The organism is Saccharothrix deserti (assembly GCF_009769385.1).
In the GTDB taxonomy this organism is placed as follows: domain Bacteria; phylum Actinomycetota; class Actinomycetes; order Mycobacteriales; family Pseudonocardiaceae; genus Actinosynnema; species Actinosynnema deserti.
On record NZ_VKAB01000015.1, the window covers coordinates 50,630 to 69,487 of the forward strand.

Consider the following 18,858-nt stretch of genomic DNA (forward strand, 5'->3'; position numbering starts at 1 on the left):
TGTCCTGCTCAAGTGTGGTGGCCAGGGGCGGGGTCGAACCGCCGACCTACCGCTTTTCAGGCGGTCGCTCGTACCAACTGAGCTACCTGGCCAGGTAGCGGCTCGACCAACCGGCCGAACTGCCTTGCGACCCAGACGGGACTCGAACCCGCGACCTTCGCCGTGACAGGGCGACGCGCTAACCAACTGCGCCACTGGGCCTTGCACTACTGCCTTGCCGTACCTCTGCACACTGTACTGCGTGCCCCCAACGGGATTCGAACCCGCGCTACCGCCTTGAAAGGGCGGGGTCCTAGGCCGCTAGACGATGGGGACCTAGTTCCTCCGGCAGCCCTTGGGCCACCTTCTTCCCAGGCCCTCCACGCTGTCCGGTGGAAGCATCGTAAGCATAGGGCACGAGTGTCCACACCTCCAAAACGGGGGTGGCACAAGTTGTTGACCTGCGATTCCACCCTCGTTCGCGGCGGTTCACCCGTACGTCGGAGCCGCGGTTGGGGCCACGGCGGGCGCCACGGTGGGAGCCAACGCCGTCACGACCGCCGTCACAGCGCGAGCAGGCGGTCGGCGAACTCGGCGCGTTCGGCGTCGGAGAGCACGGCCAGCGCCTCGTCGAACCGGTCGTCGGTCAGCTGCTCGGCCTGCCGCCACCGCGCCTCCAGGTCCGGACGCCCCGCCACGGACGCCAGCAGCGCCTCGGCGTCGTCGGGACGCCACCCGGTGCGCTGGAGCCGACCACGGCCGCCACCGGGGTCCAGCACCACGGCCTGGGTCACGCTCAGCCCCACGGCGCGCAGTGCGGCGAAGTGCAGGCCGCCACGCAGCTCGCGCAGCACCATCAGGGCGTGGCCGAGTTGCGCGGGACCGTCCTCGGGACGTGCCGCGTCGCGCCAGCCCCGGAAGAGCGGCAACGCGGAGGCGTCCGCGCCGTCGGCCACGGCGAAGCCGAGCTTGGCGAGCCGTTCGGGCTCGGTCACCGCGCCGAGGTGGTTGCGCGACCAGTCCCAGCACGCACCCAGGTACGCGTCGATCGCGCGGTCGGCCGGGAACGAGCGCACTAGCGCCAGCTCGACCAGCCACTCGGGGAAGATGCCGATCACGGACGCCACGACGCCCGGCGACGGGTTGCCGAGCACGGCGGTGCGCCCGCGGAAGTAGAGCGTGCGCGGTGGCAGGCCGACGGCCTCCTCACGTGCCACCAGTTCGGGCGACACCATGAACAACCCGCCGAGCCTGACCAGCGGTTCCCTGGTCCGTTCTGCAGTGGACACCATTCAATAACAGTGTCACAGAACCTCGGCCGCCGGCAACCATGAAGGCAGCGCGAAGTCCGCGGCTCCGGTGCGGCGCGGCGGTGAACCGCTCGACGTGCTTGGCGAAGTCGGCCCCTCCGAGACGGGTCTCGGAGGGGCCGCAGGCTGCGCGTCCTACCGCTGCACGGGCGGCGCGCCCCCGTCCTCGCCCGGTGACAACCCGAGCATGTCGAGCAGCAACCGGCAGTCCTCGGCACTGGTGGCACCCCGCGCCACCGACAGCCGAGCCCGGTGCACCTGCTCGTCCGAGATCCGCGATGGTTCACCCGTCCGCTGGGTCGGCACCCCACCGCCGCCCGGCCTGGACATCGTGTCGTCCTGGTTCCACAGGAACTGACGCACTTCTAGGGACCCGCTCATGACGCCTCCCCGACTTGAGGTTGGCGCGAGGCTAAGCGAGCCCGTCGAATCGCCGCAGCCCCCCGGAGAGTGATTCAGGTGCAACTGTGCGTCACTTTCCGTGTAGGCCACTTGGTGTCAAGCGCCTCGTGATGTGCTTGACGCGAACGAGGAGGGTGCAACCCATGACCGAACCGGTACCGGGGCAGACGCCGGAACCAGCGGTGGCGGACGCCGCGACCGCGACACCGCCGGCAGACCGGCACGTGACGGAACAGCAGCCGAGCGGGGCGCCGGAGCCGGACGTCACGGCCACCGAGCCGCCCGAGCAGTCCGACCCGTCCGAGCCGTCCAAGGCCGCCGAGCAGTCCGAGCAGTCCGAGGGCGCCGAGCAGTCCGAGCCGTCCGAAGGCGCCGAACCACCGGCCGCCGAACCCGCCGCGGCGGCGGTGAACCCGCAGGAACTGTTCGGCAGCCTCTCGCTGACCGCCATCGAGGCGGACATCGACCGGTTGATGAACGACAAGATGAGCCAGCTCGACGGCATGCTCGCGGGCTTGGAGGAACTGGTGCAGAAGCTGGAGGGCGAGATCACCAGCCTGGAGACCCCACCCGACGACACGCCTACCCCATAGGGGTATCACCGCCGGCGCGGCCCGACGTGCCGCAGACGTGCCACAACGTGGCTGGGCAGGGGTTCTCGCATCGGCTACCTGAAGATTTCGGGTCAACCCACTCCCCAGGCCCACGTGCGCGTGCAACAATCCGAATTGCTGACACACCCCCGGTCAGCGCCTGTGGAGATCCCCTCCGGCCCCCGCGTTCCTCCCCCTGGCGCGGGGGCCTCTCCATGCACAGATCTGTGACCCAGACCACACTTTGACCGGCTCCGCAATCCAACCGTTATCGTGGCGCGGTGGCTCTTGGATCCCTTGGACGGTCGAAGTCGGGCAAGCACCGCCCGCCCGCGAATGAACTGGAAGAAGCTCAGCCCGACGAGGAGCTGACGTCCTACCTGGCGGCTCTCGCGCCGGAGACCGCGGACGCGGAGACGACTGCCGGCACCAGCTTCGGCAACGCGCAGGTCTACCAGCTCCGCCTCCAGCTGATGGCGAACGAGCAGCTGAAGGAACTGGCCGCCGAGCGGCAGACGTCCCCCCAGGCGCTGGCCACCGAGTGGGTCATGCAGCGACTGGAGTGGGAAGCCCGCCAGAGCGGCTTCTAGCACCACGCAACGACATGCGGCGCTTCCGCACTGCGGCGCTACAGCACGAAGCAGGCCCCCGACCCATCAGGTCGGGGGCCTGCTTCGTGGAGCGACGTTGTGAGCTGAACGATCAGGAGCGATCAGACCTTGCGCACGTTCTGGGCCTGCGGACCCTTGGTGCCCTGGCCGATCTCGAACTCGACCCGTTGGTTCTCCTCCAGGGTGCGGAACCCCTGACCCTGGATCTCCGAGTAGTGCACGAAGACGTCCGGCCCGCCGTTCTCCTGGGCGATGAAGCCGAAGCCCTTCTCGGAGTTGAACCACTTGACAGTGCCCAGTGCCATGTACCTGCCTCCATCGCAGGGAAGCTTGGGGCTGCACCGTGCAGCCCCGGCCGTCCCGGGGCGTTTCCCCCGACAACCTTCAGCGGGGGACGGCACGCCCGCGTGTCGTTCCGCGAGCGTGAGACACGAACACAGAAACCACGGCCTGCGTGGGCGAGCGTATCGGTTGGCCACGTCCAGCACTACCACTCCGAAGCCATTGGTCAACCGGCGGTCTACTTCTCGGTCACCTCGGGTGGGTCCGGCAGTTGCACGCCCGCCTGTCCGATGTTCCGCTCCAACGCGGCCCGCCATTCGCCGGAGCCGACCATCTTCTCGATTGCCGCGCTGACGTCCGCCCGGCCATCGCTGTCGTTCTTGGCCAGGCCGATGCCGTACTTCTCGGTGGTGAACGGCTTGCCGACCACCTTCAGCAGCTCGGGGTTCTCGGCGACGTACCCGGCGAGGATCACCTCGTCGGTGGTCACCGCGTCGACGTTGTCCGCCAGCAGCGCGATGACGCAGTCGGAGTACTGGCCGTACTCGACCAGCTCCACGTCCTGGGCGAACTGATCCTTGACCTTCTGCGCGGACGTCGAGCCGGCGACCGAGCACAGCTTCTTGCCGTTCAACGTCTCCGGGCCGGTGATCTCCTCGTCGGTGTAGCGCACCAGCACGCCCTGACCGGTCTGGAAGTACGGGCCGGCGAAGGACACCTGCTCCTTGCGCTTGTCGGTGATCGAGTAGGTGGCGACGACGAAGTCCACCTCGCCGGACTCGATCAGCTTCTCCCGGTCGGCGGATCGCGCCTCGCGCCAGGTGATGCCGGAGTCCTCGACGCCGAACTGCGCCGCCACGTACTTGGCCACGTCCACGTCGAAGCCGACGAACTTGCCGTCGAGCCTGCGCTGCCCCAGGCCCGGCTGGTCGAACCGGATGCCGATGGTCAGCTCGCCGTCATCGGCCTTGCCTGCCAGGGTGTCGTCGCTCGCGCCGCCGCACGCGGTGGTGAAGGACAGTGCCGTCACCAGCGCGGTCGCGGGCAGCAGTGTTCGGAACAGCATGAGCTGCGAACCTCTCGGGGTGCTCGGGGAGGCGGCGCGGATCGACGCGCCGGACGTTGTTCATGCTAAGCAAGCCGAGAGGGGCCACCGGTGCGATAAAGGTCGCAGTGGTCCACTCCACTACGCCTTTCAGCGCAATCGGGGCTGTGAGCCGTACGACTGTCCTGTTAGCGGTGTGCTGCAGGTCCTACCAGGTGCTACCAGGTCCTGTGCCGGGTCCTGCCGGGTCCTGTCGAGTCCTACGAGGGCAGGAGTGACCGCCTGGGCGCCACGCGGAGGCCCAGTCGGCGGATGGCCTTGTTCACGTGCCCGTCGGGCACAACGCCCCAGCGGATCGGCGCGGGCACCAGCAGGGCGGCGGTCCGGACGGCGCGCAGCAGGGCGGTGGCGGCCGGTTCGGGGTACGGGCGGTGGCCGTGCAGGGCGATGGCCCACTGGGGCTGCACGGAGTACGCCAGGTGGCCGAGCAGCGGCTCGTAGGCGTCCAGGCCGAGGCGCAGCACGCCGTCGACGGGCGGGCGGTGCAGGAACCGGTACACCACCTCGGAGTCCGCGGTGCGCTTCAGCTCGGGGAGCGTGGCGGCGAAGTAGTCGGCCATCCCGCGGGTGCTGCCGGGCACCTCGTCCTCGTTCAGGCCGACCAGGGCGGCGGTACGGCGTTGCTCGTCGTAGTAGCGGTCGGCCTGGGCGTCGGTGAGCCGGTAGCCGGCGCGGCGGAGCACGGTGAGGAAGCAGTGGACTTCGGCGCAGTGCACCCACAGCAGCAGTTCGGGGTCGTCGATGCGGAAGGTCTTGCCGGTGGCGTCCTTGCCGCGCAGGGTGCGGTGCACGCGGCGGACCCTTGCCGCGGCGTGTTCGACCTCCTCGGTCGAGCCGTAGCTGACGGTGCCGACGAAGTTCGCGGTGCGGAGCAGCCTGCCGAGGGGGTCTTCCTGGAAGTTGGAGTTCTGCACCACGGCGGCGACGGCGCGCGGGTGCAGTGCCTGCAGGTAGAGGCTGGCGATGCCGGCGACCCACATGGCCGGGTCGGCGTGCAGCTGCCAGGTCACCGTTCCCGGTCCGAGCAACCCGACGTCCATCGCCCGATCGTGTCACGCGCGTAGGGCGGCGTCACCCCGTCGACCTGCCGGAATGGCTGGGCCCGTAACGCCTTTACCGGCGTAAACGATTCCACGTGACACCGTGGAGCGTCGGAGCTGGTGCAGGGATGAGCAGTGGCAGAAGCGTCGCCTTGGCCGGAGTAGCGCTGTTACTCGCGACCGGCACGCTGGTGACGGTCGCGATGACGGCCAACGAGCCGCGTCCGGTCGACGTGCGGCGGGTCGATGCGAGCCCGGCGGAGCCTGGTGTGCTCAGCGCCACCTACACCACCACGATCGAGGCGGCGCGGTCCACAACGCCCGTCGTGGTCTTCACCCCTACGTCGCCGCGGCCCGCCCCGCTGCCGCCGTCGGCCGTCACCACGACGACAACGACAACGACCGAGCCGCCGCCTCCGTCGTCCAGCGCCCCGGAGAGCACGACGCCCTCGTCCTCCCGGCCTCCGTGGGGCGAGAACTGCGACCACGCCTACGTGACCGATGGCGTGTGCGTGCCGTGGCGTTTCCCGCACGGGGTGTGGCAGCTGTGCGAGTGGCTGCACGACCAAGGCGTCACCCACATCGTGGTGGAGGGCTGGGACCGCCACCACTTGGACCTCGACCGCGACGGCATCGCCTGCGAACGCGCCGACTGACGCACCCGAGCGTCGAATTCAGGTGTTCCGAACGTAGGACACACCGCGCCTGAACGTAGGACACACCGCACGCGAAGGTTCGACTCTCGGGACCTGAGTGTTCGACTCTCGCGAGAGTCGAACGTTCGCGTAGCGAGAGTCGAACACTCAAGTGCGGTGTGTCCTACGTTCAGGACGGGTGTGTCCTACGTTCGGGATGCGTGTGTCCTACTTCTGGTCGGCTAGGCGGTCCAGGGCGCCGCCTACGCGGTCGGTCAGGAGGGCCACGGCGCCCACGGCTCGGCTCATCGGGTCGTCGGTCGAGCCGCCCAGGGCTTGGGCGCGGACGTAGGCGGCTTTCACCTCGGACCAGCGGGCGGCTTGGGTCGGGGTGAGGGTGCCGCGGAGTTCGGCCAGTTTGAGGAGGTTGGCCTCGGCGCCGGAGGTCAGGGTCTGCGCCTCGCCCACGTAGTGGTCGTCGATGACGGCGGCCAGTTCGGCGTCGTTCATCACCGGCACGACCTTCTCCGCCAGCTTGTTCATGTTCCGGTAGGAGCCCTGCAGCTGGAACGGCGGCTCGACGCGCGAGGCGTCCGACTGGGCGGCCGAGGCGATGTACGCCTGGTTGTTCGCCAGCACGACCTCCTGCACGCGCACCAACTTCCGCAGCACGGACAGCACCTGCTCCAGCTCCACCGACGTGTAGGGGTGCGTGAGCCGGTCGGCCCGCACGTCCTCACCACGCGCCATCCGCACCAGCAGCTCGATGTCACCCCGGTCACGCGTGGACAGCGGCGCGAGCACCGGGTTCGACGTCAGCGCGTTCTCGATGTAGCTCAACGCGAACAGGTCCTCGCGCCCGGACAGCACGTCACCCAGGTTCCACACGTCGGCACGGTTGGCGAGCATGTCGGGGATGCGGAACCGCTGCCCGGACTCGGTGTACGGGTTGCCGGCCATGCACACCGCGAACCGCTTGCCCCGCAGGTCGTAAGTGCGCGTGCCGCCGTCCCACACGCCTTCCATCCGCCGCTGCGCGTCGCACAGCGAGATGAACTTCTGCAACAGCTCCGGTGACGTGTGCTGGATGTCGTCGAGGTACAGCAGCACGTTGTTGCCGGCCTCCAGCGCGAACGAGATCTTCTCGACCTCCTGCCGCGCGGTGGCGTTCGGCGCGTCCGCCGGGTCGACCGACGTCACGTCGTGCCCCAGCGACGGCCCGTTGACCTTGACGAACACCAGGCCGAGCCGGTTGGCCACGTACTCCATCAACGTCGTCTTGCCGTAGCCGGGCGGTGAGATGAGCAGCAGCAGGCCCATCTGGTCGGTGCGCTTGCCGTCACCCGCCGCGCCGAGCTGCTTGGCCAGGTTGTCGCCGATCAGCGGCAGGTACACCTCGTCCAGCAGCCGGTTGCGGACGAACGCGCTCATCACCTTCGGCTGGTACTCGTCCAGCCTCAGCCGCGCGCGCTCAAGAGCCACGACCTCGTTGCGCCGCCGTTGATACGCCCGGAACGCGGGCACGCGCTCCTCCCGGAACACCCGCGTCCGCGTCAGCAGCTCGTCCAGCCGGAACGTCAACGTCCGGTCCACCACGCGCGGGTGCGTGCCGAGCAGACCGTCCACAGTGGCCGAGAGCTGCGCCGACGACTCGTGCCGGGGCAGGTCCCGGCACAGCTCCAACGCCACCGCCTCCGGCAGGTCGGGTTCTGCACCCCCTGATTCGGCTCGACCACCCAGGAACGCCTCGTACCAGCCCTCCACCAGCCGCCGCCGCACCGCGAGGTCGCTGAACGCCCGCAGGTCCTCGTCGAACTCCTTGCGCCCGCCCAACGCCCGGTGGAACGCGTCCACCAGAGCGCGCGCTCCGGCGCTCGTGGCGAACCCGAACGGCGAGCTGCACAACTCCTCGAACAGGTACTCGCCCGCCAACGGATCGCCCGCCAACGACGACAGCTCCGCGCACAGCTCGTCGATGGCCGCCGTGTGCCCGAACGCCGCCCGCGCCCGCCCCAACGACGCCGCCCGCCGCGACCACTGCGCCCGCGCGTCCCCGTCGGCCGAAGCCCAGAACAACTGCGCCGCAGCCCGCGCGCCCGGCGGATAACGCAGCACACCGGCACCCGCGTGCAGCCGCAGCAGCACGTCCAGGATCCGTGCCGCGTCGTGGTCGTGCACGCCCCGCTCGTACCCCTCGTCCAGCCGCGACTCCGCGACCTGGCGCACCAGGTCGGGCAACCGGTCCTCGGTGACGGCGGCGTGCAGCCCGTCCAACGGGTGGGTGGCCAGGATCGACGCGGCCAGGTGCTCGGCCCGGTACACCTCGGCGGTCTCCGACACCAGCAGCTGGTCCCAGAACGGCTTGGTGTCCGCGAACCCCGGGTCGCGCACGGGCGTGCGGAAATCAGTGCCGGTGATGGCGAACGACAGACCGCCGTCCTTCGGCACCAGCGTCAGGTCCACCGGCTGGGTGTTCACCGCGAACCGGTGCCTGCCGAGCCGGATCGTGTCGCCGTCGAACAGGTCCTGCCGGTCGCGCAGCGAGCGACCCGCCTCCTGCCGCGCGGCCAGCACCCGGCCGTCCAGTTCCTCGGCCCGCACCTGGTCGCCCAGCGAACGCAGCTCGTCCGCCACCGACCTGATCTTGGCCACCATCGGGTCGGCCGCGAAGTAGGTGTTGACCTCGTCCAACGACGCCAGCGACGCCACCCGCCTGGTCACGCTCACCAGGATCCGGTCGGCGGACGAGGCGAGCCGGTCGGCGCGGCGGGCCCGGTCGTCCAGCAACGCCTGCTTGCGCGACGAGAACGCCTCGTAGACGTCGGTCCGCTTGTCGCCGAGCTGGGTCAGGAAGTCGTCGAACTCACCGAACCTCGACTCCAGGTTCTCCAGTTGCAGCAGCAGCCGGCCCAGCTGCTCGTCGCACCGCTGCGGGGTGTCCGCGACCGCCAACGCGCCGGTGATCGCCTGCCCCAGCAACGCGAACTCGGCGGCGAACTCGGCCCGGCCCTCGGTGGCCAGCAGGGCGCGCCTGCGACCGTCCACCGTCGCCCGAGCCCGGTTCAGCCCGCCCAGCACCTCGCCGATGCGTTCCAGGATCGACGTGCGCACGGTGGCGTCCGCGATGTCGAGCGAGCCGACGACCTCGGTCAACACCTCCAGCCCGCGTTGCTGCTCGCCCAGCTCCTCGACCACCGGCACGGCCTCGGCGACCGTTCGGATGCCGTCCGCCTTGCCGACCAGCGCCTCGACCTGCTCGTGGTAGCCGGTGAACGCGTCGTCGCGGCGCAGGTGCTCGACCGCCCGTCGCGCCGTTTCGCCCAGCTCGTCACCCAGCGAGGAGACCAGCTCGTCGATGCGCGCCACATCGACGTACCGCATCTCCTTCAACGTCACCAGGTGCCCCTGCGCCTGCCGCAGGTCGGCCAACTGCCGCACCCACGCGTCGGCGGAAGTCGGCACCTCGCCGCGCGCGCGGCGGACCATCGACGCGATCCGGTCGCCCGCCTCGGACAGCGCGGTCGCCGCCTGGTCGGTCAGCGCCTGCACGGTCTCGAACTCGTCCAGCACCTGCTCGGCGGTCGCCCGCACCTCCGTCAACGGGGTGCGCAGGTCCTCCAGCTCGGCCTCGCCCAGCCAGTGGTAGGCGTCGAACACCCTGGTGCACGAGGCGATCAGGTCCTCGAACACCGGCACGGACGGCGCCATCTCGCCGACCATCCGGCTCACCGACAGGCAGTCGGAGATACCGCGCACCAGGTCGGCGTTCCCGACCCGCTCCAACGGCCCGGTGCCGACGGGCTGCGCCGCGGTGTAGGTGTCGGACAGGTACGGCGTCTGCCACACCTGCATCGGGTGCACGCGGGTCGGCTCGTCGCTCATCGCGCGGAACACGACCAGCGTGCCGTCGTCGAACAGCGAGAACCCGTGGCACGACAACGGGTTCGCCACTTCCTTGCGGATCACGTTGTACGGCAGCAGCAGCGACCGGCCGTCACGGCGGGCGTGGAAGACGTACAGCACGTCCTCGCCGTTGGTCGACCGGATGACCCGCTCGAACTCCAACTCGTCCACCGGGGTGTCGAACGTCTTGCTGATGCCCGTGGCCAGGTAGTAGCCGCCGGGGAAGATCAGGCCCTGGTCCTCGGGCAGCCGCTGGCACGCCTGGCCGATGCCGTCCAGCTTCACCACGGACCTGGTCCGGGTGTTGAACACCAGGTGCCGCCACGCGGTCTCGTTGTACGGGCGGATGCGCAGCAGGATCAGCGAGCCGACCCGCGCGTACTGCACCTCGCCGTCGGCCAGCGACTGCAGCGGCTCGTCCACCGGCTCCCGGTAGATGCCCTCGCCGGTCTCGGTGTTGTTCTCCACCTTGATGGTGAGGTCGCCGCCGATGGTCTCGACGAACACCTCGTCCTCGACGGAGATGTGCGGGTGCCGTCCCAGCACGTGGTGCTCGCGGCCGGTGGTGATCCACTCGAAGTCGTGCGACGGCGGGAACACGTGGTCGCGTTCGCCCCGGTTGTCCAGGTACTCGACGGTGCCGTCCACGCCGACCTGCCAGCGCAGGACCCGGATGTCCTCGATCCGCGCGCCGGTCTGGAACACCGCCAGCAGCTTGCCCTCGACCCGGCGCAACTGCACCAGCCGCGTGTCCCGGTAGTACCGGTACAGTTCGGCGAAATCGCGCTCGAACTGCGGGTCGCGCAGCAGTCCGGGCAGCTCGTCGTCGGCCAGTTCACCGGAAGCGGCGTCCTCGAACCGGAACGCGTCGCCGTCGCGGCTGAAGCGGTGCAGCGAGAACACGTCGTCGACCGTCGTCTCCGGCTTCAGACCGATGAAGACGTTGTAGCCGAACAACATCAGCCCGGCGACCTGGACGACGTCACGCGGCACGCAGTTGTGCTCGGTGCGGATGCGTTCGGTGCCCAGCAGCGTCAGCTCGGCGCTGCCGAACACCTCCAGCCGGCGCGCGTTGAGCGCTTCCGCCCGGCGGGCGAGCCCGGCCGCCTGTTCGGCCAGCCGGGCCCGCAGCACCTCGTAGGTGCCCGCCTCGATGCCGGTTTTCGTCGCAGTGGCGGTCACGACAGCGAAGCGACCGGCCGCTCGGCCACGCCGAGGCGCTGCGCGGCGGCCAGCAGCTCGCGCAGCTTGCCCTCGTCCGGACCACCGGAGCTGATCAGCTTGAGCAGCAGCGCGGACACGGTCAGGTTCTTGACGTCACCGCTGCTCAGCGAGCCGAGCAGCCTGCCGATGTCGTCGGTGAAGTTCGCCGACCCGTTCAGCCACGGGCCGGCGAGGGACTGCGCGACGTCGGAGTGCTCGACGAACCCGTCCACCTGCTTGCCGACCGTGATGGCGCCGACGATCCGGTCGAAGAACATGCTGTCGCCGCCGACGATGTCGATGTCGGCCTTCTCCAGGCCCGCGGCCAGCACCAACGCCTGCGACTCGGCCACCTGCCGCTGCACGTCGATCCCGGCGAGCCGGATCTGCTTCTCGGCGTCCAACCGGAGCCGGTACTCCTCGTGCTCGCGGGTGGCGTCGTCCAACGCGGCCATCGCGCCCGCCTTGTCGGACAGGCCCTCGGCCTCGCCCTTCAGCTTCTCGCGGATCGCCAACGCCTCCACCAGGGCCTTCTCCCGGTCCACGGCGGCCTCGGCGCGGCCGACCTTCTCGATCGCCTCGGCGTCCCGTTCGCGCACCTGCACGTCGGCCAGCCCGCTCGCCGCCGCCTCGGCCTGCTTGCCCTCGGCGAGGCGGATCATGGCGCGGGTGTCCAGCTCGGCGGCCTGCTGCCGGGCCTCGGCGAGCACCAGTTCCTCGCGGGCCTTGAACTTCGCGGCCTGCTCGGAGGCCTCGGCCGCCTTGATGTCCTTGACCAGGCCCTCCTGGGCCTCCGCCTCGGCGTGGATCACCATGGTCTGGCGCGTCCGCTCGGCCTCCTCGACCACGCGCAGCCGCTTGATGATCTCCTCCTGCTCGGCCACGGTCTTCTCCACCGCGATCCGCTCGCGCACCACCTCGGCGATGGCCCGCTTCTCGCCCTCGACCTCCTTGTTCGCGGAGATCCGGGACAGCTCGGTCTCCCGCTCCCGGCCGATGACCTCCAGCAGCCGGTCCTTCTCGATGCGCTCGGTCTCGATCGCGATCACCCGCTCGCGGTTCTTCTCCGCCACCGCGATCTCGCGCGCCTTGTTCTCGGTCTGGATGCCGAGCTGCTCCTCGGTGCGGATGTGCGCGGTGTTGGCCTTGAGCCGTTCCTCCGCCTGCACCTTGGCGATCTCGGCTTCCTCGCGGGCGCGCATCGTCTCGACCTCGCGGCGCTGCTTGATCTCCGCGTCGGCCTGGCGGCGCTCCAGCTCCAGGATCGCCTCGCGCGCCTCGACGTTCTGGCGGGTGATCTCCTTCTCCTCACCGCGGGTGAACTCGTTCGTGCGAACATGCTCGATCGCGGTCAGCTCGGTGATCTTGCGGATGCCCTGGGCGTCCAGGATGTTCGACGGGTTGAGCTGCGCCATCGGCGTCTGCTCCAGGTAGTCGATCGCCGCGTCCTCCAGGCTGTAGCCGTTGAGGTCGGTGCCGATGACCTGGATGATCCGGTCGCGGAACTCGTCGCGCTTGGTGTAGAGGTCGACGAAGTCGAGCTGCTTGCCGACCGTCTTCAACGCCTCGGAGAACTTGGCGTTGAAGAGCTCCTGGAGCGTGGTCTCGTCGCTGGCGCGCGTGGTGCCGATGGCCTGGGCGACCTTGATGACGTCCTCGACGGTCTTGTTCACCCGCACGAAGAACGTGATGCGGATGTCGGCCCGGATGTTGTCCTGGCAGATCAGGCCCTCTTGGCCGGCGCGGCGGATCTCGATGGTCTTCACCGAGATGTCCATGATCTCCGCGCGGTGCAGCACGGGCAGCACCACGGCGCCGGTGAACGTGACGTCCACCTTGCGCACCTTGGAGATGATCAGCGCCTTGCCCTGGTCGATCTTCCGGAACAGGCGGCTGATCAGGATCAGCAGGCCGATGACGACGACCAGGATGACGGCGATGAGAATGCCGAACCCGGTGGTGATGACATCCATCAGTTGTCCCCCAGTGTGTGTGGACTGTGCCCGAGTTCGAGGGCAGCGACCCAGAAGAACTCGCCGTCGGCGTCGTAGTCGAAGATCAGCGCGGTGGTGCCCGCGGTCAACGGGTCCTGGCCCGGCTGCCGCACCTGGACGACGGCCGACGAGCCGTCCGCGGCGGTGACCTCGGCCTGACCGAAGGTCTGCGTCACCCGACCGGTGCGGATCACACACGGGCGGCCGACGAAGTCGAGGCGTGACGCGGGCGGGTCCGCCGGGAACAGCCGCTTCACCGGCGTCATCAGCAGCCGGGTCAGCACCAGGCCGACGGCGAGCGCCCCCGCGAGCACGGCCGCGTCCACGGGTGTCGTCGAAGGTTCGAACAGGACGGTGCCCGCCAGGCACGCGAACCACGAGATGGCGATCAACAGCGAGATGCCGACCGTCGCGGGCACGCCGCCGATGTCCAGCTCGACCCAGTCCGCGTCCGCCGCGCCGAAGGCGACCAGCAGCCAGTAGGCGATGACGACCACCAGCAGGACGCTCAGCACAACGACCGGGAAACCCAGCGCCGCCGCGAAGAACTGCCCCATGTACCCCCCTTTTGCGGGACTTTAACCTGTTTCCCCAGGGGATTTGAGGGGAATCACTCAGCGCGGTCGAACCACCCCGATCAGTACACGAGCAGGCCGGAAACCCTGGTCGCCTGGTTGCCGCCGTAGCCGAACTTGCCGCCGTAGCTGACGACGGCGCCGTTCTCGAACGCGCGGTCAGCGGGCGAGAATCCCCCGAAGCACCGTGCGGACGGCGGCGGCGGGGTCGAAGCGCGGGCCGGGGTTGGCCAGGTGGTTGGCCAGCAGGCCGTCGATCACGGCGAGGAGCAGCGCCAGGTCGGCGGGCGGGTCGGTCGCGCCGAGGTCGGCGATCAGGGGTAGTGCCCAGCCGGCGATCTCGCGGTGTGCCTTGTCCACGTCGGCGCGGAGTTCGGGGCGTTGGGCGACTTCGACGAAGAGCGCGTGGCGGGCGAGGGTCATCACGCGGTCCTCGGCCAGGTGCCTGATCAGTTCGCCGACCGCACGGGCGAAGGCTTCGGGGGTGGCCACGTCGGCGGCCAGGGTTGTCCAGAGAGCGGTCTCGCGTTCGAGCAGGCGGCCCAGGACGGCGGTGATCAGGGCGTCTCGGGTGCGGAAGTGGTTGGACGTCGAGCCTTGCGGGAGGCCGGCTTCGGTGTCGACGGCGCGGTGGGTCAGTTGGCGCATACCGCCCGTGCCGAGCACGCGGATCGCGGCGTCGAGCACCTGCTGTTGCCTGGTCATCGTCGGTCACACTACACCCGTAGTGCAGCTCACTACAGCTGTAGTACGGTGGCCCGCATGGGACAACGGCGTGCGGCGGTGATCGGTGGAGGGGTCGGCGGTCTGACGGCGGCCATCGGGTTGCGGCGGAGTGGCTGGGAGGTGGTCGTGTTCGAGCGTTCGGCGGCGTTGCCGGACGTGGGGACGGGGCTGGGGATCTGGCCCGACGCGTTGCGGGCCTTGGACCGGCTCGGGTTGGGCGATGCGGCTCGCGGTGCCGGTCGGCGGCAGCCCGACGGGACCTTGCGCAAGCCGGACGGCACGGTGATCGGCACGATCGGCGCGGGTTCGGTCCACCTGCTCACGCGGCCGGCGTTGCTGGGGGTGCTCGCGGGGGCGTTGCCGGAGGGGGTGGTGCGGTTCGGCACGTCGGCCGACTTGGCCCAGTGCGCCGATTACGACCTGGTGGTCGGGGCGGATGGGATCCACAGCGCGGTGCGCGGTGAGCTGTTCGACGCCGTCGTGCGCCCCTCGGGGGCGATCGGTTGGCGCGGCACCGTGGACGTCCCGGTCGACGCGGGTGGCGAGACGTGGGGCAAGGGCGGCAAGTTCGGGCTCACGCCGCAGGCGGACGGCCGCACCAACTGGTACGCGATGGCCGAAGACCTCTCGCTCTTCGCCGACTGGCACGACCCGATCCCGCGCGTGCTCGCTTCGGCCACCGACGTGCTGCGGCACGAGTTGCTGTACCTGACACCGTTGCCGAGTTATGTCTCGGGCCGGGTCGCGCTGCTCGGCGACGCCGCGCACGCCATGACACCGGACCTCGGGCAGGGCGCGTGCCAGGCGATCATCGACGGGGTGGTGCTGGCGGAGTGCCTGGCCGGTGATGTCGACGCGGGCCTGCGGTCGTACGACGGCAAGCGACGCCGGGTGACGCAACGCCTGGCCGCGCGGTCGCTCCAGCTCAACCGTCTCGCGCGGATGCGTCGGTTGACCGGTGTCCGCGACCTGGGTCTGCGCCTGGCGCTGAGGCTGCGGCCGAAGTCGCCCGAGGTGCCGTGGAGCGCCGACCTGGAACCCGACGAACTGGCCGGCTGAGGCCGGGCCCCAGTCCTCGGACTTAGTCCTCGGGCTTAGTCCTCGGGCTCGGCTTGGGGCAACTTGACCGACTTGCGGGTGCGCGGAGCGGACGGCGGCGGCACCACCGGCCCGATGTCACCGTCCGGGGCCTCGTCCAGGTCGACCATCACCGGTGCGTGATCGCTCGGTCCGGTGCCCTTGCGCGCGTGCCGGTCCACCCACGCGGCCTTGACCCGTGCGGCCACCGGATCGGACGCCAGCACCAGGTCGATGCGCATCCCGAGGTCCTGGTGGAACATGCCGGCGCGGTAGTCCCAGTAGGTGAAGACCCGCTCGTTCGGCCACCGTTCGCGGACCACGTCGTGCAGGCCGGCGGCCTGGAGTGCGGCCAACGCCTCGCGTTCGGGCGCCGTCACGTGCGTCTGGCCGACGTAGGCCGCCGGGTCGAACACGTCGGCGTCGGTGGGCGCGATGTTGACGTCACCGCAGACCACGACGTCGTCCGGACCAGCCGCCACCACGTTCCGCAACGCCGCCAGCCACGCCAACTTGTAGTGGTAGTGGTCGGAATCGGGCACCCGCCCGTTCGGCACGTACACCGAGTGCACCCGCACCCCGCCACACGTGGCAGCCACCGCCCGCGCCTCGGGGTGCGGGAACCCCGGCCCGTCCGCCAGGCCCTTGACCACGTCGTCCAACCCGACCCGGGACAGGATCGCGACGCCGTTCCACCGACCCTCCCCGTGCACCGCCACCTCGTACCCGCGACCGGCCAACTCGTCACCGAGGAGCGCGGTGAAGGCGTCGTCGGCGAGCTTGGTCTCCTGGAGGCACACGACATCGGGCCGCCGCTGGTCGAGCCACGGCAACAGCCGCGGCACCCGCTGCTTGACCGAGTTCACGTTCCAAGTAGCCACCCGCACCCGCCCCACGGTAGTCCGGATGGCCCGTTCACACGCCCTGACCTGCACCGCGGCACCGCCGCCGGAACAGGACGTGACCGCAGCCACACCGACGTGTCGACCACCCTGCTCACCGATCGCCCCGGTCTCGGTAAGCTGTCGCCAAGGGCTGCTAGCTCAATTGGCAGAGCAGGAGACTTTTAATCTTCGGGTTCAGGGTTCGAGTCCCTGGCGGCCCACCAAACGTGCTGGTCAAAGCGGTAGTGGGGAATCGGGCGGAATCAAATCCCCCACTTACCCCGAATTCAGTGCCATCACTGCTGATCACAGCGGTGAACGCATCCGCTCCCGGCGGGCGATGGGCCGGCCGTGATCCACGACCGGCCCGCGCCCTTGCCCGTCCGAGGGTCAGTGCTTGATGTCGATGATCAGCTTCTTGCCCTCGGGCTTGACCGTGTACGACTTGTTGCGGGCCAGGCCGACCGCCAACTCGATCGTGCCGCCGTGGCCCGGGTCGTTCACCACGGCGCCCTTGACGTTGGAGTGGCTGTAGCTCGCGGGGTTCTTGCCGGTCACCGTCACCCGCGGCGACTCAGCGGCGATGTGGAGGAAGTACTTCCCCGACAGGTTCTCGACCGGCTCGCCCGACGGTCCCCACGCCGGACGGTTGGTGTCGATCGCCTTCCAGGTGAACTTCGTGGGCGCGTTGGTACCCGCGAACTCGAACACCACCCGGTCGAAACCGTCATGCCCCCCGGACCGGAACGACACCGACGGAGCGGCTGCCGCCTGCTCGGCCGATGTCGGCGCCGCGCTCGCGATCGGGGCCACGCCGACGGCGAGGGCGGCCAGAGCGGCGACGATCAGGGAAAACTTGGGGGCCCGCACGGAGATCTCCTCTTTGTTGGCAACCAACCGTGATGGTTGGCAGTGGGTTTCTTCTTCTCGACAGACGCGACGATTGATCAAGTAGTTCCCGTGTCGTGGATCACATCCGGCCGCGCGCCGGACCGGAGACCGTCCTCATGCGACACACGACTGCCCGGGAACCCCCGGACTGCGAACACCGTCGCCGCCGGAACGGGTGACGGGACTGGTGTGCCCACGCGTGGCCGGATAGAGAGGTTTCATGCACCTCGCTGCGGCCTCGCTCTCGCGGCCTCGTTCACGTCCGTGTCCGTGTCCGGGGAACTGACCAGCTACGACCCGCGCGTCGACTGGCAGTTCGGTGAACGGTGGGCGGGTTCGGCCGGTGCCCGCCTCGGATGCCTCACCGTGCCGTTCCGACCTGCGCGGACACCGGAATTGTCAGACCGCGCCGGCATCCTGCCCCCATGACCGCGAACGTCCGCGTGGAGCCGTGGTCCGAGGGCGACCTCGGGTTGCTGCGGCGGCTGAACGCACCGGAGATGACGACCCACCTCGGCGGCCCGGAGTCCGAGGACAAGGTCCTCAACCGCCACCGGCGCTACCTCGTGCTGGGCGACGGCCGGATGTTCCGGGTGGAGGTCGACGGGACGCCCGCGGGCAGTGTCGGGTACTGGGAGAAGCACTGGCGGGGCGAGGCGGTCTGGGAGGTCGGGTGGGCCGTCCTGCCGGAGTTCCAAGGGCGCGGGGTGGCCGCCGCGGCGGCGCGGGCGGTGGTGGAGGCCGCACGGGCGGAGGGCACGCACGCGTGGGCACGGGCGTTCCCGTCGGTGGACCACCCGGCGTCGAACGCGGTGTGCCGCAAGGCGGGCTTCACCCTGTTCGGTGAAGCCGACTTCGAGTACCCGCCGGGTCGGTGGATGCGGTGCAACGACTGGGGGGTGGAGCTGTTGCCCTCCAAGGCATAGCGGCCCGAGAAACCGACCCGGACGTCACGCGCGGGACGGGTGCGGAGCGCGCAACTCGGCGATATCGCGTCCGTGACACCGCGGTTCGGGAGACACTGTCGGGCAACCGACCGGGGGAGCGGAACATGGGTGCCGATCGCCTGAGACAGGTCGACCTCCACCCTGGCGAACACGTGCTCTGGGCCGGGGCGCCCACGCGGTTCCCGGTGTTCAACCGCGCGGACCTGCTGATGGTGCCGTTCAGCCTGGCGTGGTCCGGGTTCACCATCTTCTGGCTGGCCGCGGTGACCCGGAGCGGTGGTTCCGACTTCTTCCTGGCCTTCGGCTGGTTCTTCGTCCTGATGGGCCTGCACCTGGTGTTCGGTCGCCTGCTCGTGCGGTGGCTGGCGCTGCGCTCCTCCACCTACACGATCACCAACCGGCGGGTCGTGGTCACGACGTCCGGCCTCCGTGGGCGGAAAGAGCGGAGCGCCTACCTGCGAGACCTGCCTCCGCCCGTGCTGAGCCGCGGCGACGTGCCGGTCGACACGATCAGCTTCGGCGGGCACGGGGTGCTCGACGAACTCCGGGCCGAGCAGTCGATGTTCTCGCTGATCGGCAGCCGCTCACCCGGCCCGTACCTCCCGCTGCTGGTCGAGATCGACAACGCGCGCCACGTCCGCGACGTCCTCGCCACCGCCCAGTCGAAACGGTGACGTGCGGCGATTCGCGATGTGGCGACC

The 18,858-nt window shown here is 69.8% G+C and carries 17 protein-coding genes and 4 tRNA genes; 7 read left to right on the plus strand and 14 right to left on the minus strand.

The genetic code is table 11. The features are described 5' to 3' along the window. Positions 1-15: 15 nt before the first annotated feature. From FM051_RS23845 to FM051_RS23865, 5 genes are all read right to left on the minus strand, one after another. Positions 16-92, minus strand: a tRNA-Phe gene (locus FM051_RS23845). 35 nt (positions 93-127) lie between these two features. Then, a tRNA-Asp gene (locus FM051_RS23850) sits at positions 128-201 on the minus strand. Between the two features lie 41 nt (positions 202-242). Continuing rightward, a tRNA-Glu gene (locus FM051_RS23855) sits at positions 243-315 on the minus strand. Positions 316-542: 227 nt separating this feature from the next. After that, positions 543-1,271, minus strand: coding sequence for an SCO6745 family protein (locus tag FM051_RS23860; RefSeq protein ID WP_158846983.1), 729 nt, complete (start codon positions 1,269-1,271; stop codon positions 543-545). 153 nt (positions 1,272-1,424) lie between these two features. Next, positions 1,425-1,670: a hypothetical protein gene (locus tag FM051_RS23865; protein ID WP_158846984.1), complete on the minus strand. Its 246-nt coding sequence runs from the start codon at positions 1,668-1,670 to the stop codon at positions 1,425-1,427. A 164-nt stretch (positions 1,671-1,834) separates the two neighbouring features. Here FM051_RS23865 and FM051_RS23870 point away from each other — a divergent pair, with 164 nt between their 5' ends. Together FM051_RS23870 and FM051_RS23875 are read left to right on the plus strand one after the other, a co-directional pair. After that, positions 1,835-2,284 carry a hypothetical protein gene (locus FM051_RS23870; RefSeq protein WP_158846985.1) on the plus strand — a complete coding sequence of 150 codons (450 nt, stop codon included), beginning with the start codon at positions 1,835-1,837 and terminating at the stop codon, positions 2,282-2,284. 281 nt (positions 2,285-2,565) lie between these two features. Beyond that, positions 2,566-2,874 carry a hypothetical protein gene (locus FM051_RS23875; protein ID WP_158846987.1) on the plus strand — a complete coding sequence of 103 codons (309 nt, stop codon included), beginning with the start codon at positions 2,566-2,568 and terminating at the stop codon, positions 2,872-2,874. Positions 2,875-2,996: 122 nt separating this feature from the next. Here FM051_RS23875 and FM051_RS23880 read toward each other — a convergent pair whose 3' ends face one another. The 3 genes from FM051_RS23880 to FM051_RS23890 all read right to left on the minus strand — a co-directional run bounded on the left by FM051_RS23880 (position 2,997) and on the right by FM051_RS23890 (position 5,322). Further along, entirely contained in the window at positions 2,997-3,200 is a 204-nt protein-coding gene (locus tag FM051_RS23880; protein ID WP_015105489.1) for a cold-shock protein, read from the minus strand. A gap of 215 nt (positions 3,201-3,415) precedes the next feature. Then, positions 3,416-4,243: a glutamate ABC transporter substrate-binding protein gene (locus FM051_RS23885; RefSeq protein ID WP_158846988.1), complete on the minus strand. Its 828-nt coding sequence runs from the start codon at positions 4,241-4,243 to the stop codon at positions 3,416-3,418. Positions 4,244-4,482: 239 nt separating this feature from the next. After that, entirely contained in the window at positions 4,483-5,322 is an 840-nt protein-coding gene (locus tag FM051_RS23890; RefSeq protein ID WP_158846990.1) for an oxygenase MpaB family protein, read from the minus strand. Positions 5,323-5,450: 128 nt separating this feature from the next. Here FM051_RS23890 and FM051_RS23895 point away from each other — a divergent pair, with 128 nt between their 5' ends. Then, positions 5,451-5,978 (plus strand): excalibur calcium-binding domain-containing protein, encoded by a 528-nt coding sequence (locus FM051_RS23895; RefSeq protein ID WP_158846992.1) that lies wholly within the window; start codon positions 5,451-5,453, stop codon positions 5,976-5,978. A 207-nt stretch (positions 5,979-6,185) separates the two neighbouring features. On the opposite strand, the gene FM051_RS23900 is transcribed toward FM051_RS23895, so the two are convergent. The 4 genes from FM051_RS23900 to FM051_RS23915 form a co-directional block, all read right to left on the minus strand. After that, positions 6,186-11,042, minus strand: a complete 4,857-nt coding sequence (locus FM051_RS23900; RefSeq protein ID WP_158846994.1) for a DNA repair ATPase — start codon at positions 11,040-11,042, stop codon at positions 6,186-6,188. Continuing rightward, positions 11,039-13,036: an SPFH domain-containing protein gene (locus tag FM051_RS23905; RefSeq protein WP_158846996.1), complete on the minus strand. Its 1,998-nt coding sequence runs from the start codon at positions 13,034-13,036 to the stop codon at positions 11,039-11,041. Before FM051_RS23905 ends, FM051_RS23900 begins: the two co-directional genes overlap by 4 nt. After that, a complete protein-coding gene (locus tag FM051_RS23910) occupies positions 13,036-13,614 on the minus strand; it encodes a hypothetical protein (RefSeq protein ID WP_158846998.1) in 579 nt (192 codons plus the stop codon). Before FM051_RS23910 ends, FM051_RS23905 begins: the two co-directional genes overlap by 1 nt. A 177-nt stretch (positions 13,615-13,791) precedes the next feature. Next, positions 13,792-14,337 carry a TetR/AcrR family transcriptional regulator gene (locus tag FM051_RS23915; RefSeq protein ID WP_158847000.1) on the minus strand — a complete coding sequence of 182 codons (546 nt, stop codon included), beginning with the start codon at positions 14,335-14,337 and terminating at the stop codon, positions 13,792-13,794. 57 nt (positions 14,338-14,394) lie between these two features. On the opposite strand from FM051_RS23915, the gene FM051_RS23920 reads away from it, so the two are divergent. Beyond that, positions 14,395-15,417, plus strand: coding sequence for an FAD-dependent monooxygenase (locus FM051_RS23920; RefSeq protein WP_158847002.1), 1,023 nt, complete (start codon positions 14,395-14,397; stop codon positions 15,415-15,417). Positions 15,418-15,452: 35 nt separating this feature from the next. Here the strand turns inward: FM051_RS23920 and FM051_RS23925 are convergent, their stop codons facing one another. After that, positions 15,453-16,331 carry an exodeoxyribonuclease III gene (locus FM051_RS23925; protein WP_158847004.1) on the minus strand — a complete coding sequence of 293 codons (879 nt, stop codon included), beginning with the start codon at positions 16,329-16,331 and terminating at the stop codon, positions 15,453-15,455. Positions 16,332-16,467: 136 nt separating this feature from the next. On the opposite strand from FM051_RS23925, the gene FM051_RS23930 reads away from it, so the two are divergent. Further along, positions 16,468-16,543: transfer RNA gene (locus FM051_RS23930), tRNA-Lys, on the plus strand. Between the two features lie 166 nt (positions 16,544-16,709). Here FM051_RS23930 and FM051_RS23935 read toward each other — a convergent pair. After that, entirely contained in the window at positions 16,710-17,189 is a 480-nt protein-coding gene (locus FM051_RS23935; RefSeq protein WP_158847006.1) for an AMIN-like domain-containing (lipo)protein, read from the minus strand. A 446-nt stretch (positions 17,190-17,635) separates the two neighbouring features. Here FM051_RS23935 and FM051_RS23940 point away from each other — a divergent pair, with 446 nt between their 5' ends. Both FM051_RS23940 and FM051_RS23945 read left to right on the plus strand, forming a co-directional pair. Further along, a complete protein-coding gene (locus tag FM051_RS23940; RefSeq protein WP_158847008.1) occupies positions 17,636-18,136 on the plus strand; it encodes a GNAT family N-acetyltransferase in 501 nt (166 codons plus the stop codon). Positions 18,137-18,261: 125 nt separating this feature from the next. Further along, positions 18,262-18,831, plus strand: coding sequence for a hypothetical protein (locus FM051_RS23945; RefSeq protein ID WP_158847010.1), 570 nt, complete (start codon positions 18,262-18,264; stop codon positions 18,829-18,831). Positions 18,832-18,858: the final 27 nt, after the last annotated feature.

Bases quoted from the DNA above. Each gene is read 5' to 3' on its own strand.
- FM051_RS23895 (WP_158846992.1), top strand. From the start codon at position 5,451: ATGAGCAGTGGCAGAAGCGTCGCCTTGGCCGGAGTAGCGCTGTTACTC.
- FM051_RS23945 (WP_158847010.1), top strand. From the start codon at position 18,262: ATGGGTGCCGATCGCCTGAGACAGGTCGACCTCCACCCTGGCGAACAC.
- FM051_RS23915 (WP_158847000.1), bottom strand. From the start codon at position 14,337: ATGACCAGGCAACAGCAGGTGCTCGACGCCGCGATCCGCGTGCTCGGC.
- FM051_RS23940 (WP_158847008.1), top strand. From the start codon at position 17,636: ATGACCGCGAACGTCCGCGTGGAGCCGTGGTCCGAGGGCGACCTCGGG.
- FM051_RS23860 (WP_158846983.1), bottom strand. From the start codon at position 1,271: ATGGTGTCCACTGCAGAACGGACCAGGGAACCGCTGGTCAGGCTCGGC.
- FM051_RS23870 (WP_158846985.1), top strand. From the start codon at position 1,835: ATGACCGAACCGGTACCGGGGCAGACGCCGGAACCAGCGGTGGCGGAC.
- FM051_RS23880 (WP_015105489.1), bottom strand. From the start codon at position 3,200: ATGGCACTGGGCACTGTCAAGTGGTTCAACTCCGAGAAGGGCTTCGGC.
- FM051_RS23905 (WP_158846996.1), bottom strand. From the start codon at position 13,036: ATGGATGTCATCACCACCGGGTTCGGCATTCTCATCGCCGTCATCCTG.
- FM051_RS23890 (WP_158846990.1), bottom strand. From the start codon at position 5,322: ATGGACGTCGGGTTGCTCGGACCGGGAACGGTGACCTGGCAGCTGCAC.
- FM051_RS23885 (WP_158846988.1), bottom strand. From the start codon at position 4,243: ATGCTGTTCCGAACACTGCTGCCCGCGACCGCGCTGGTGACGGCACTG.
- FM051_RS23865 (WP_158846984.1), bottom strand. From the start codon at position 1,670: ATGAGCGGGTCCCTAGAAGTGCGTCAGTTCCTGTGGAACCAGGACGAC.
- FM051_RS23920 (WP_158847002.1), top strand. From the start codon at position 14,395: ATGGGACAACGGCGTGCGGCGGTGATCGGTGGAGGGGTCGGCGGTCTG.
- FM051_RS23910 (WP_158846998.1), bottom strand. From the start codon at position 13,614: ATGGGGCAGTTCTTCGCGGCGGCGCTGGGTTTCCCGGTCGTTGTGCTG.